This is a genomic window from Streptomyces sp. 6N223 (genome assembly GCF_052246635.1).
Classification (GTDB): domain Bacteria; phylum Actinomycetota; class Actinomycetes; order Streptomycetales; family Streptomycetaceae; genus Streptomyces.
Genome location: NZ_JBQQCA010000056.1, coordinates 1 through 11882, shown reverse-complemented (window position 1 = coordinate 11882; position 11882 = coordinate 1). Strand labels below are relative to the sequence as shown.

Annotated in this window: 13 protein-coding genes; 5 read left to right on the top strand and 8 right to left on the bottom strand. The window is 74.1% G+C overall.

Annotated elements, in window-relative coordinates; genetic code table 11:
* Positions 1–7: 7 nt before the first annotated feature.
* The 8 genes from ACTWQH_RS26830 to ACTWQH_RS26795 all read right to left on the bottom strand — a co-directional run bounded on the left by ACTWQH_RS26830 (position 8) and on the right by ACTWQH_RS26795 (position 5518).
* Positions 8–754, bottom strand: a complete 747-nt coding sequence (locus tag ACTWQH_RS26830; RefSeq protein ID WP_443289336.1) for an ABC transporter permease — start codon at positions 752–754, stop codon at positions 8–10.
* Entirely contained in the window at positions 751–1677 is a 927-nt protein-coding gene (locus ACTWQH_RS26825) for an ABC transporter ATP-binding protein (RefSeq protein ID WP_443289335.1), read from the bottom strand. The genes ACTWQH_RS26830 and ACTWQH_RS26825 overlap by 4 nt, the downstream gene beginning before the upstream one ends.
* On the bottom strand, positions 1674–1943 hold the full coding sequence (locus ACTWQH_RS26820; RefSeq protein WP_443289334.1) for an AbrB/MazE/SpoVT family DNA-binding domain-containing protein: 270 nt from the start codon (positions 1941–1943) through the stop codon (positions 1674–1676). Before ACTWQH_RS26820 ends, ACTWQH_RS26825 begins: the two co-directional genes overlap by 4 nt.
* Positions 1944–2065: 122 nt before the next feature.
* On the bottom strand, positions 2066–3022 hold the full coding sequence (locus tag ACTWQH_RS26815) for a TIGR03557 family F420-dependent LLM class oxidoreductase (RefSeq protein WP_443289333.1): 957 nt from the start codon (positions 3020–3022) through the stop codon (positions 2066–2068).
* Positions 3023–3044: 22 nt separating this feature from the next.
* A complete protein-coding gene (locus tag ACTWQH_RS26810) occupies positions 3045–4103 on the bottom strand; it encodes an NAD-dependent epimerase/dehydratase family protein (protein ID WP_443289332.1) in 1059 nt (352 codons plus the stop codon).
* A 91-nt stretch (positions 4104–4194) separates the two neighbouring features.
* Positions 4195–4653, bottom strand: a complete 459-nt coding sequence (locus tag ACTWQH_RS26805; protein WP_443289331.1) for an SRPBCC family protein — start codon at positions 4651–4653, stop codon at positions 4195–4197.
* Positions 4654–4666: 13 nt separating this feature from the next.
* Positions 4667–5053, bottom strand: coding sequence for a DUF2267 domain-containing protein (locus ACTWQH_RS26800; protein ID WP_443289330.1), 387 nt, complete (start codon positions 5051–5053; stop codon positions 4667–4669).
* A 45-nt stretch (positions 5054–5098) separates the two neighbouring features.
* On the bottom strand, positions 5099–5518 hold the full coding sequence (locus tag ACTWQH_RS26795) for a CBS domain-containing protein (protein ID WP_443289329.1): 420 nt from the start codon (positions 5516–5518) through the stop codon (positions 5099–5101).
* 235 nt (positions 5519–5753) lie between these two features.
* Between ACTWQH_RS26795 and ACTWQH_RS26790 the strand changes: the two genes are divergently transcribed.
* The 5 genes from ACTWQH_RS26790 to ACTWQH_RS26770 all read left to right on the top strand — a co-directional run.
* On the top strand, positions 5754–7139 hold the full coding sequence (locus ACTWQH_RS26790) for a cytochrome P450 (protein ID WP_443289328.1): 1386 nt from the start codon (positions 5754–5756) through the stop codon (positions 7137–7139).
* A gap of 141 nt (positions 7140–7280) precedes the next feature.
* Positions 7281–8258 (top strand): NAD-dependent epimerase/dehydratase family protein, encoded by a 978-nt coding sequence (locus tag ACTWQH_RS26785; protein WP_443289327.1) that lies wholly within the window; start codon positions 7281–7283, stop codon positions 8256–8258.
* 81 nt (positions 8259–8339) lie between these two features.
* Complete coding sequence (locus ACTWQH_RS26780) at positions 8340–10010, top strand: carbamoyltransferase family protein (protein WP_443289326.1); 1671 nt, start codon at positions 8340–8342, stop codon at positions 10008–10010.
* Entirely contained in the window at positions 10007–11062 is a 1056-nt protein-coding gene (locus ACTWQH_RS26775; RefSeq protein ID WP_443289325.1) for a glycosyltransferase family 2 protein, read from the top strand. The genes ACTWQH_RS26780 and ACTWQH_RS26775 overlap by 4 nt, the downstream gene beginning before the upstream one ends.
* A gap of 13 nt (positions 11063–11075) precedes the next feature.
* Positions 11076–11882 (top strand): HAD-IIIA family hydrolase (locus ACTWQH_RS26770; protein WP_443289324.1); only part of this gene is annotated, 807 nt, incomplete at its 3' end.

The following is an 11882-nucleotide window of genomic DNA, read 5'->3' as shown; positions in this document are numbered from 1 at the left end:
TTCCCAGCTATTCCCAACGGAAGAAACGCGCCGCCACCGCCGTCGCAGCGACGAGCAGGCCCGCCAGCACCACCACCGGCACCCAGTTCTCCGACCAGCTTTCGCCTTCCCAGAGGCTGTTCAGGAACTCCACCAGCTGCGTCAGCGGCGAGAACTGCGAAATATCCCGCACGCCCTCCGGCTGCACGTCGAGCGGTACCGCCCCGCCCGACAGCACGATCAGCGGATACGTGAGCATGTTGCCCATTCCCTGGGCCGCCCCGGGCGAGGGCAGCGCGGCGGCGAGGGCGTAGCCGACCGCCAGGAAGGCGAAGATGCCGAGGACGACCGCCAGTATCATGCTCACGATGCTGCCGTCGAATTCGGAGTCGAAGGCGAGAATGCCGAGCGCGAACATCGCGGAGACGCTCAGCAGCAGGATGGTGAAACGCACCACCACATCCGCCGCGATATACATTCCCGGGCGCAGCGGCGTGGCCCGGAAGCGGCGCAGGGCCCCGCTCTCGCGCTGCGTGATGACGTCCACGGGGATCATCAGGAAGCCCGCGATGGCGATCACGATCGACGTGAAGCTCGCCAGGTTCGTCTCGATGTAGCCCTTGTCGTCGAACTCCGGGCGCGGGTCGTTGCCGAAGATCACGCCCATGACGAGGACGAACAGCGGCGCGAAGGCCACCATGAAGAACACGGCCGCCGGCTCCCGCAGCGCCCGCTTCGTCTGCACGCTCAGCAGCCTGCCGAACGCCGGGTTCACGCCGCCTCCCTCATGCGCCGGCCCGTCAGGGACAGGAACACGTCCTCCAGGCTGGGCTGCTCGGACCGGAAGTCCCGCACCGTCAGGTCGGCCTCCGCCAGCACCGCCATCACCTGCTGCGCGAAGCGGTCGCCGCTGCCGCGCACCACGACCCGGCCCTCGGCCTCCTCAACGCCGGCGACCTCCGGCAGCGCCCGCAGCCGGTCCGCCGGGGCCGTCGCCGCGCCGTCGAGCGCGAAGCTCACCCTGCTCCGCGCGTCGAGCGAGCCGATGAGCCCGGGCACGGTGTCCAGTGCCACGATCCGGCCCTTGTCGACGATCGCGACGCGGTCGCAGAGGCGTTCGGCCTCCTCCATGAAGTGCGTGGTCATGAAGACGGTGGAGCCCTGGTCCCGGATGTCGCGGATGACGTCCCAGACCGCGAGCCGCGCCTGCGGGTCGAGGCCGGTGGTGATCTCGTCGACGAAGACGACCTCCGGGTTGTTGATCAGCGCGAGCGCGATGAAGACGCGCTGGCGCTGGCCGCCCGACAGCTTCTCGACGTAGGAGGATGCCTTCTCCGTGAGGCCGAGGCGGGCGAGGACCGCCCGCCAGTCGGCGGGCCTGCGGTAGAAGGAGGCGAACAGCTCCAGTGCCTCGCCGACCTTGATGCGGGAGGGCAACGCCGAGGACTGGAGCTGGAGCCCGGTCCGCTCCCGCACCTCGCGGGTGTGGCGTTCGGGATCCAGGCCCAGCACCTCGACCGTGCCGGAGTCCCGGACGCGCAGCCCCTCGACGCACTCCATCAGCGTGGTCTTGCCCGCGCCGTTGGGGCCGATCATCCCGAAGATCTCGCCCTCGCGGACCTCGAAGGACACGCCGTCGACGGCGCGCAACTCCCCGTAGCTCTTGCGGAGTTCATCGCAGCGAACGACCGCGGTCACGCCTCCCCTTCTCCCTCCTGGAGGTGCCGCAGCAGGCCCATGGGGCCGAGCGGCCTGCGCAGCAGCTGGTCGATCTTCACCAGGGCGAGCCCTTCCTTCGGGTCGGCCAGCACCAGCAGCTTGTCCCCGGGCTCGATCCCCAGGTCCCGCCGCGCCTGTGCCGGGATGACGACCTGTCCGCGCTCGCTGACGGTCACGGCGCCGTAGAAACCACGGCCCTCGGGGCCGTACGCCGCCTCACGTTTGTCCTCGCCTCCGCTATCCATGAGATGCATGATTTCACATGTATCTCATGGATAGCGGAACGCGGTGGAGTACGTCGACGAGAAGGGGAGCGGCGGTCAACTCCGCGGGCGGGGGCGGAGGGGGCGGGCGAGTTCAGGCTCGTTCAGGAGAGCTGCGGCAGCACCTTCGTGCGGTAGAGGTCGAAGAAGCCCTCCATGTCGTCGCCGATCTGGTTGACGTAGACGCGGTCGTACCCGGCGTCGGCGCAGGCCTTCAGCGAGCGCACGTGGGCCTCGGGGTCGTCGCCGAGCGGAAGAGGGCTGTCGCGGACGTGCTGCTCCGTCACGAGCTTGGTGGCCTGCCGGAAGTGCGCGGGCTCCGGCAGCACCGCGGCCAGCTCGCCCGGCAGGAACATGTTCGGCCAGCGCCCGTGCACCATGGCGGTCGCGCGGTCGCGGTCCTGGTCGTAGCAGGCCTTGATGCCGCAGGCGGCCGGCTTGCCGTTGCCGCCCGCCTCGCGGAAGCGCCGCAGCAGCTCGGCGTCGGGCCCGACCGTGATGAAGCCGTCGCCGATCACGGCGGCCACCTCGGCGGCGGCCGGGGCGTAGGCGGAGACGTCGATCGGGACCGGTTCGTCCGGCACGGTGTAGAGGCGGGCGTTCTCGACCGTGTAGTGCCGGCCGCGGTGGTTGACGCGCTCGCCCGTCAGCAGGCGCCGGATGACGCCCACCGCCTCCTCCAGCATCTCCTGCCGCACGGCGGCGCGCGGCCAGTGGGTGCCGAGGATGTGCTCGTTGAGCGCCTCGCCGCTGCCCACGCCGAAGCGGAACCGCCCTTCGAGGATCACCGCGCTGGTCGCGACGGCCTGCGCGATGACGGCGGGGTGGATGCGTACGGTCGGGCAGGTCACCGCCGTCTCCACCGGCAGCCGCGTCGCCTCGGCCAGCGCGCCGATGGTGGTCCACACGAACGGGCTGTGGCCCTGGACATCGAGCCACGGGTGGTAGTGGTCGGAGATCCACAGCGCCTCGAATCCGGCGTGTTCGGCCATGCGGGCCTGCTCGACGAGGGCGCGCGGGCCGTGGTCTTCGCTGGAGAGGAAGTAGCCGTAGGTCGTCATCGCGAGCTCCTAACCATCGTGACTATGGGCGTTTGCCGACGCCGGTGGCGAACTCGTCGCGCCGGCCGTGCGGCAGGCGGGGGGTCAGCGGCGGCGTCTCCATGCCGGTGCGGTGGCGCAGCCCGTACAGCAGGTCCGACAGCGCCTCCTCCGCGGTGTGGCGCGGGGACCAGCCCAGCTCGTCGGCCGCCCGCGAGCAGTCCATGACCGGCAGCCGCACCAGCGTGTCGAACAGCTGCGGCGGCGCGGGCGCCAGCCGGGTGCGCCAGGCGGCGGCCATGGCGCCGCGCACCAGCGGGCGCGGCAGCCGCAGCGTGCGGGCGTGGAAGAAGCGGCCCAGCACGGCGGCGTCCACGACCGGCTCGGCGGCGAGGTTGAACGCCCCGCGCGCCTCGCCAGTCACCGCCAGGCGGTACGCCTCGGCGGCGTCGCTGGCGCGCAGCACCTGGAAACGCAGGCCGGCGATGGAGGGCACGACCGGGCTCAGGTCCGGCCGCACCATGGGGCCGAACAGCAGCGGGCCGAGGAACAGCCGCCGCTGTTCGGCGGCGGACTCGCGGGAGAAGATGAAGCCGGGCCGCATGCGGACCACGCGCACCTCGGGGTGTTCGAGGGAGAAGACGTCCAGCAGGCGTTCGACGTACGCCTTCTCGCGGCTGTACGCGGCGGCCGGCCAGCCGTGCGTGGGCCAGCTCTCGTCCACCGCGCGGTCCTTGGGCCCGGGGGCGTACGCCGCGACGGAGGAGGCGCAGACCAGCGCGGGCACGCCGGCGGCGGCGACGGCGCGCAGCAGGCGTTCGGTGCCGAGCACGTTCGCCCGCCAGGTGGTGACGGGGTCGCGGGAGGGCTGAAGCAGCCATGCCAGGTGCACGACGGCGTCGGCGCCCTGGAAGTGCCGCGTCAGCTGGGCCTCGGCGTCCGCGTCCCGCAGGTCCACGCGGCCCCACGAGGTCTTCTCCACGGGCCAGTCCGGGACGCGGCGGGCCAGGCCGAGCACGGCGGAGACCTGCTCGTCGCCCGCCAGCGACCTGACCAGGGCGTTGCCCACGTTTCCCGTCGCCCCCACGATCACCACGCGCATGACCTGCTCCGTATTCGTCCGACGCCGTGCTGGTGCTGTGTTGGTATTGGTGCTGCCTGCGGGTACCCGCGCGTTTCGGGGCAAACCCGGTTCAGGCGGTCTCGCCGGCGTGCTCGGCTTCCTCGACGACCCGGGTCAGGCGTTGCAGCATGTGCCGGTGCCGGATCTGGAGGGCGAGCTCGGAGAGCGGGTTGTGCAGCCGTCCCGCGGCGCCGGCCAGCGGGTGCTCGTCGACGATCACGAGCGTCTCGTCGCCCCAGGGCCGGATGTCGATGGAGATGCGCAGGCGCCCCACGCCCGGCCTGGGCATCTGGGCCTCCAGTTCGAGCTGCCGCCCGGGCTCGCAGCGCCGCACCACCGTCCGGCCCGTCACCCTGCGGACGCCGGCCCTCACGGCGTAACGCAGCGCCGAGCCCTCCGCCGGCCAGTCGCGGGTCAGCGGCTCGGAGTCGTGGGTTCCCACCACCCACCGCCCGTAGGCGCGGGGGTCGGACAGCACCGACCAGACCGCCTCGGGCGGCCGGGGGACGAGGACGGATCTGACCGCCATCAGGCGACCCCCATCAGGCCAGCTCGGAGTAGCCGAACAGCTCGGCGTACCCGGAGGGGAGCTGGCTGAGCAGCTTGTTCATCTCGCCGCCCGTGATCTGGTCGGAGAGCGCGGAGAACACCACGCGCGTGTGGGTCAGCGCCGTCTCCTCGTCGTCGCCGGTGTGGGCGGCGACGTGGCTGACGAACTCGTCCACGCCCCAGCTCCGGCCCGCACCGTCGGGGGCGTTCTCCACCGCCTCGTCCAGGGGCGTGGGAAGCTGGTCGGCCAGGTGCTGGCCGGTTGACCGGGGCAGCCGCTCGCCGAGCGTCGTGAGAACGGCCTCGGTGACCTGCTTCGCCTCGTCCGTCTGATAGCCGCCGCGCTGCCGCACGATCGACATGAATTCGCCGTAGGACACGATCGGCTCCCGTTGTTCATCCCGTTGTCTATATTGTTCAATTGCTTATTTGTTCGGCTCGGCCGCGGAAATGTCGGCGAGGCCGGAACGGGGATCCTGCTCGATCGCGATGTCGCCGATGCTGAGCATGCCGACCAGCTCGCCCTCCTCCAGAACCGGAAGCCGGCGAATGGCGTGCTCGCGCATCAGGGACGTCGCCTCGTCGAGGGTGGCCCGGGGCGTGACGGTGACGATGTCACTCTCGCTGGCCACGTCGCCCACCTGCGTCGTCGCGGGCAGATCCTCGGCGACGACCCGGACCGTGATGTCCCGGTCGGTGACGATGCCGATCAGGTGGCCGTCGTCGAGGACGGCGACGTCGCCGGTGTCGTTCTGCCGCATGAGCTTGGCGGCCGTCGAGACGGTGTCGTCCTCGTGGACCGTGACGAGATCCCGGCTCATCAGCTCCGCAACGGTTTGCGCCATGGCGGACTTCCTCCCTCTCGCTCCCTCTCGCTCCCTTTTTCGCCTCCGGCCTGGGAAAGCCCGAGCAAATCCCGGGTATCCGCGGTGAGGGGAGGAGAAACGCCCGAACGCCGAGATGTGAGCGGTGCCGGTGCCGTGCACACTGAGGTTGCGAAGCCCGCTTGCTCCCTGTGCTCTGTGCGAGTGCTCCGCGCGAGCGCGCTGCGCCGAGGACGTCCTGCCGAGGAGAACGCCCATGCCTCCGCACCACCTGGCGCCGCCGGAAGGCGGAGTGCTGCCGCAGGCCGCGCTCGCCGACGAGGCCCGGGCGGCCACCCGGCTGCTGTTCCCCGCCCTCGCCGAGGGCCTGATCCAACGCCGCCCCTGGGCCATGGCCCGGGCCGAACGCCGCCAGGCCGACCACGCCGCCATCGACGTCGTGCGCGAGCTGCGCGCCCGCTACGGCGTCGGCCCGCTGCGGCTGCGGGCGGGCCCGCGCTCGGTCGCGCTCCTCCTCGACCCCGAGGACCTGGCGCGCGTGCTGCGCGAGACGCCCGGCCCCTTCAGCCCCGCGCCGCGCGAGAAGCGCCGCGCGCTGGAGCAGTTCCAGCCGCACGGCTCGCTGATCACGCGAGGGCCGCGGCGTGAGGCCCGGCGCCGGGTCAACGAGCTGGCCCTGGATGCCCCTCACCCCGTCCACGCCGTCGCCCCGGCGGTCGTCACCCGCGTCCGGCGCGAGGCGACGGCGTTGGCGCAGCGGGCCGTGGAGTCCGGCCTGAGCTGGGACGGCTTCGCCCGCGCGTGGTGGCGTTCGGTGCGGGCCATCGTGCTGGGCGAGGCCGCGGCGGCGGACGAGGAGCTGACGGACCGGCTCGCGCGGCTGCGGGCGGCGGGATGGGGGCACCTCCCAGGCCCCCAAGGGCCTGGGGGATGGTCGCTGCTCGCACCTCGGCGGCGCCTGTCGCGCGCGGAGTTCCTGCTGCGGCTCCAGGCGTACGCCTTCCAGGCGCCGCCGGACACCCTCGCCGGGCAGCTCCACGGCATCGAGGCAGAGCCGGGCACGGACCCCGTGGGGCAGGTGCCGCACTGGCTCTTCGCCTTCGACGCGGCGGGCGCCGCCACGCTGCGGGCCCTGGCCCTGCTCTCCACTTACCCGCAGCAGGCGGCGCGGGCCAGGGCCGAGCTCAGCGGCGTGGACCTCACCCGGCCGCAGCGGCTCGACTTCCTGCGCGGCTGCGTGCTGGAGGCGGTGCGGCTGTGGCCGACCACGCCGCTGCTGCTGCGCGAGAGCACGGAGGACACGAGGTGGCGCGGCACGGTCATCCCGGCCGGGACGCTCTTCGCGGCGTACACGCCCTACTTCCACCGGGCGGAGCCGGCGGAGCCGCACGGCGGGGCGTTCGAGCCCGGGATGTGGCTGGACGGGAGCGCGGAGCGGAACCCGGCGTTCGTGCCGTTCAGCGGAGGGCCGGCGGGGTGCCCGGGGCAGAACGCCGTGCTGCTGACGGCCAGCACGTGGCTGGCGGCGCTGCTCGCCCACAACACGTACGTCCTGGACCCGCCGACGCCGCTGCGGCCGCGGCAGCCGCTGCCGGTGACGCTGAACCACTTCGCGCTGCGCTTCTCGGCCCAGCCGGGGTAGGGCCGCGCCCGATCCCCGCACCGATGTACCCGTAATCATCCCTGTAAAGGAAGGAGTACATAGTTTGCTGCGTTTTGCGGTGGGTACTTGGGAGCAGCCCGCGGCAAGCGGCTAAGGAGCGGAAGGACGGAAGGAGAGGCCATGCGCTTTCGGCATGCGGTCGTCACGGGCGGGGCGGGGTTCCTCGGTTCGCATCTGTGCACGGCGTTGCTTGACCGCGGAACGGCCGTCACCTGCGTCGACGACCTGTCCACCGCCGACCCCGAGAACGTGGCCCACCTGAGGGACCGTCCCGGCTTCACCGCGATCCACGCCGACGTCTGCGAGGCGTTCGACCCCGGCGGCGGGCCCGACGGCGTCGACCTGCTGCTGCACCTCGCCTCCCCGGCCTCTCCGGCCGACTACGCGCGCCTGCCGCTGCACACCCTCGACACCGGCAGCCTTGGCACCCGCAACGCCCTCGCCGTGGCCCGCCGCCAGGGCGCGCGCTTCGTCCTGGCGTCCACCTCCGAGGTGTACGGCGACCCGCAGCAGCACCCGCAGCCCGAGACGTACTGGGGGAACGTCAACCCCGTCGGGCCGCGCAGCGTGTACGACGAGGCCAAGCGCTTCGCCGAGGCGCTGACCATGGCGGAGGCGGGGACGCGCGGCACCAACACCGGCATCGTCCGGCTGTTCAACACCTACGGGCCGCGCATGCGCGGCCACGACGGCCGGGCCGTGCCCACCTTCATCCGCCAGGCGCTCGCCGGCGAGCCGCTCACCGTGACCGGCGACGGGCGGCAGACCCGTTCGCTGACGTACGTCGACGACACCGTGGCCGGCATCCTCGCGATGGCCGGTTCGGAGCTGCGCGGGCCGGTGAACCTCGGCAACCCCGTCGAGATCTCCATGCTCGACCTGGCCCACACCATCCTGCGCCTGACCGGCTCCCGCTCGCCGATCCGGCTCGTGGAGCGCCCGGCCGACGACCCGGGCGTGCGCTGCCCGGACATCACGCTGGCACGCGGCAAGCTCCAGTGGGAGCCGCGCGTGCCCGCCGAGGAGGGGCTCGCCCGCACCATCGCCTGGTACCGCGAACGCCAGCAGCGGCTGCGCATGGGCGCGAACGCCGCCTGACGCCCGGATCTCCCGGATCTCCCGGAGATCCGACGCCCGTCGATCCATCGACTCCACCACCGAACGCCGCCCGGAGGCCCCATGCGCGTGCTCGGCATCAACGCCCTCTTCCACGATCCCGCCGCCGCCCTCGTCATCGACGGCCACACCGTCGCCGCCGCCGAGGAGGAGCGGTTCTCGCGCCGCAAGCACGGCAAGCGGCCGGTCCCCTTCGCCGCCTGGGAGCAGCCCGAGCGGTCCGCCGCCTGGTGCCTGGCCCAGGCCGGGCTCCGCCCGCAGGACCTGGACGCCGTCACCTACTCCTTCGACCCCGCGCGGGCCCGGCCCGCCGAGGCGATGGGGCTCGACGACCCGTGGGACCACCTGCGGCTGATGTACGCCCGCGAGGCGCCGTCGTTCCTCGCCGACGCGCTGCCCGGGCTCGACCCCGGCATCGTGCACTTCGTGCCGCACCACCTGGCGCACGCCGCCTCCGCCGCCTTCGCCGCGCCGGACGCCGACAGCAACGCCGTCCTGGTGCTGGACGGGCGGGGCGAGGCGACCTCGCACCTGGCCGCCCGGCGCCGGGGCAGGGCGCTGGAGCCGCTGCGCGGCCAGGAGCTGCCGCACTCGCTCGGCCTGGTCTACGAGGAGCTGACCGAGCACCTGGGCTTCCTGCGTTCCAGCGACGAGTACAAGGTGATGGCGCTGGCGGCGTACGGCAGGCCGCGCTTCCTGCCCGAGCTGCGGCGTCACGTCCACCCCACCGGGGACGGCGGCTTCCGCGCGCCCGCCGGCGGCGTGCCGTGGGCGGAGCTGACCCGGCCGCGCCGCCCGGGCGAGAGCTGGAGCGAGGACCACGCGGACCTGGCGGCCAGCGCGCAGGCGGTCCTGGAGGAGACGCTGCTGGACCTGGCGCGCTGGCTGCACGGCCGCACCCACGAACGGGTGCTGACGATGGCCGGCGGCGTGGCGCTCAACTGCGTGGCGAACTCGCGGATCGCGCGGGAGGGCCCCTTCGACCGGGTCTGGGTGCAGCCCGCGGCGGGGGACGCGGGGACCGCGCTCGGCGGAGCCCTGCTGCACGCCGCCGACGCCGACGCCGACCCCGACGCCGACCCCGCGTCGGCGCCGCTGCCGCCGGCCGGCGCCGACCTCGGGCGGAGCTGGTCGGACGCGGAGCTGGAGGCGTGGCTGAAGACGGCGGCCGTGCCCTTCGAACGCCCGCCGGACGTGGCCGTCGCGGTGGCGGAGGCGCTGGCGGGCAACGCCGTGGTGGCGTGGTTCCAGGGGCGCGCGGAGTTCGGGCCGCGGGCGCTGGGGCACCGCTCGCTGCTGGCCCACCCGGGCATGTCGGGGAACCTGGAGCGGCTGAACGACATCAAGGGCCGCGAGCAGTTCCGGCCCGTGGCCCCGATGGTGCTGGCCGAGCGCGCCGCCGAGGTGTTCGACGGGCCGCTGCCCAGCCCGTACATGCTCTTCGTCCACGAGGTGCGGCCGGCGTGGCGCGAGCGCGTCCCGGCGGTGGTGCACGTGGACGGCACGGCCCGGATCCAGACGGTGGACCCGGCGGCGGAGCCGCTGACGGGGCGGATGCTGGCGGCGTTCGAGCGGCTGACGGGGCTGCCGGTGGTCGTCAACACCAGCCTGAACACGGCGGGCCGGCCGATGGTGGACGACCCGCGCGACGCGCTGGAGTGCTTCGGGTCGGCGCCGGTGGATGTGCTGGCGATGGGGCCGTTCGTGGTGCGCCGAGAGGCGGCGCTCCGGTGAGCGGCGAGGCCTCGGCGTTCGCGGTCGTGATCCCCACCCTCGGGCGGCCGAGCCTGAACCGGCTCCTGGCGGCGCTGGCCGAGGGGGCGAACGCGGGGGCGAACGCGGAAGGGCCGCGGCCGTCCCGCATCGTGCTCGTCGACGACCGGCCGCCCAGCGATCCGACGCCGCTGCCCGTGACCGTTCCGCCGGGGCTGGGCGAGGCGGTTGAGGTGATCCCCGGCCTCGGCGGCGGGCCGGCCGCCGCGCGGAACGCCGGGTGGCGCGCCGTGTCCGAGCCGTGGGTGGCGTTCCTCGACGACGACGTGGTGCCCGGCCCGACCTGGGCGGCCGACCTCGCCCGCGACCTGGCGGCTGCGGACCCGGCGGTCGCCGGCGTTCAGGCGCGGATCGTGGTGCCGCTGCCGGACGACCGCCGCCCCACGGACTGGGAGCGCACGACGGCCGGGCTGGCCACGGCGCGCTGGATCACCGCCGACATGGCCTACCGGCGTGCCGCGCTGGAGTCGGTCGGCGGCTTCGACGAGCGGTTCCGCCGCGCCTTCCGGGAGGACGCCGACCTGGCGCTGCGCGTGCTGGCCGACGGCTGGCGGCTGGAGGTGGGGGAGCGGCGTACGGCCCACCCGGTCCGGCCCGCCGACGACTGGGTGTCGGTGCGCGGCCAGGCGGGGAACGCCGACGACGTGCTGATGACGCGGCTGCACGGCCGCGGCTGGTGGTCGCGGGCGGGGGCGCCGCGCGGGCGGCTGCCGCGGCACGTGGCGGTGACGGCCGCGGGGCTGGGGGTCGTGGCGGCCGCGGCGGCGCGGCGGCGGTGGGCGGCGGCGGGGTGCGCGGCGCTGTGGCTCGCGGGCACGGCGGAGTTCGCGGCGGCCCGCATCCTGCCCGGGCCGCGCACGGGGCGGGAGGTGCGGCGCATGGCGGCCACCAGCGTCGTCATCCCGCCGGTGGCGGTCGCCCACTGGCTCGCGGGGATGATCGTCCACCGCGGCGTCGCGCCATGGTCACCGTTTAATTCGGTCATATCGGGCAACTGCGGTGTTCATGAGTGATAGCAGGTTGTCGTTGACCGCGCCGACCGCGCCGACCGCGCCCGCTGCGCCGACCGCGCTGAGGCCGTGGATCCTCGCACCGCCTCCGCCCAAGACCCCGGCCCGTCGCCCGGGCGGCGGGCCGGGCCGAGCGGGCGTCGACGCGGTGCTCTTCGACCGCGACGGCACCCTCATCGAGGACGTCCCCTACAACGCCGACCCCGCCCTCGTCCGCCCCCGCCCCCAGGCGCGCGCCGCCCTCGACGCGCTGCGGGCGCGCGGCATCCCGGTCGGCGTGGTGACCAACCAGTCGGGCGTGGCGCGCGGCCGCGTCCCGCGCCGGGCGGTGGAGGCGATACGCGAGCGCGTGGAGGAGCTGCTGGGCGAGCTCGACGTGTGGGCCGTCTGCCCCCACGCCGCCGAGCACGGCTGCCCCTGCCGCAAGCCCGCCCCCGGCCTCATCCACGCGGCCTGCGCCAGGCTGGGCGTTCCGCCGTGCCGCGCCGCCGTCATCGGCGACATCGCGACGGACCTGGCGGCAGCCAGGGCGGCGGGTGCGAGGGGCGTGCTCGTCCCGACGCCGGCCACGCGCCTGGAGGAGATCTACGCCGCCGAGCAATGGTCACCGACACCACTGGCGGCGGTCCACACCCTGCTGTCGGACGCCGCGCCAGCGGCGGAGCCGGCGGCCCCCCGACGTGCGGGCGCCGAGCCCTCGGCGGGCGCCCCTGGCGCGGACGCCGCGAGCGCGGCGGCGCGCCCGCCCACGCCCGCCCATCCAGCTCCATCCCCATACCCATCCCCGTCCACCCCTGCTGACCCTCCCTCCCACTCCCCGGAT

Coding starts and splice junctions, on each gene's coding strand:
- ACTWQH_RS26785 (WP_443289327.1), top strand. CDS start 7,281: ATGCGCTTTCGGCATGCGGTCGTCACGGGCGGGGCGGGGTTCCTCGGT.
- ACTWQH_RS26815 (WP_443289333.1), bottom strand. CDS start 3,022: ATGACGACCTACGGCTACTTCCTCTCCAGCGAAGACCACGGCCCGCGC.
- ACTWQH_RS26795 (WP_443289329.1), bottom strand. CDS start 5,518: ATGGCGCAAACCGTTGCGGAGCTGATGAGCCGGGATCTCGTCACGGTC.
- ACTWQH_RS26790 (WP_443289328.1), top strand. CDS start 5,754: ATGCCTCCGCACCACCTGGCGCCGCCGGAAGGCGGAGTGCTGCCGCAG.
- ACTWQH_RS26780 (WP_443289326.1), top strand. CDS start 8,340: ATGCGCGTGCTCGGCATCAACGCCCTCTTCCACGATCCCGCCGCCGCC.
- ACTWQH_RS26820 (WP_443289334.1), bottom strand. CDS start 1,943: ATGGATAGCGGAGGCGAGGACAAACGTGAGGCGGCGTACGGCCCCGAG.
- ACTWQH_RS26805 (WP_443289331.1), bottom strand. CDS start 4,653: ATGGCGGTCAGATCCGTCCTCGTCCCCCGGCCGCCCGAGGCGGTCTGG.
- ACTWQH_RS26810 (WP_443289332.1), bottom strand. CDS start 4,103: ATGCGCGTGGTGATCGTGGGGGCGACGGGAAACGTGGGCAACGCCCTG.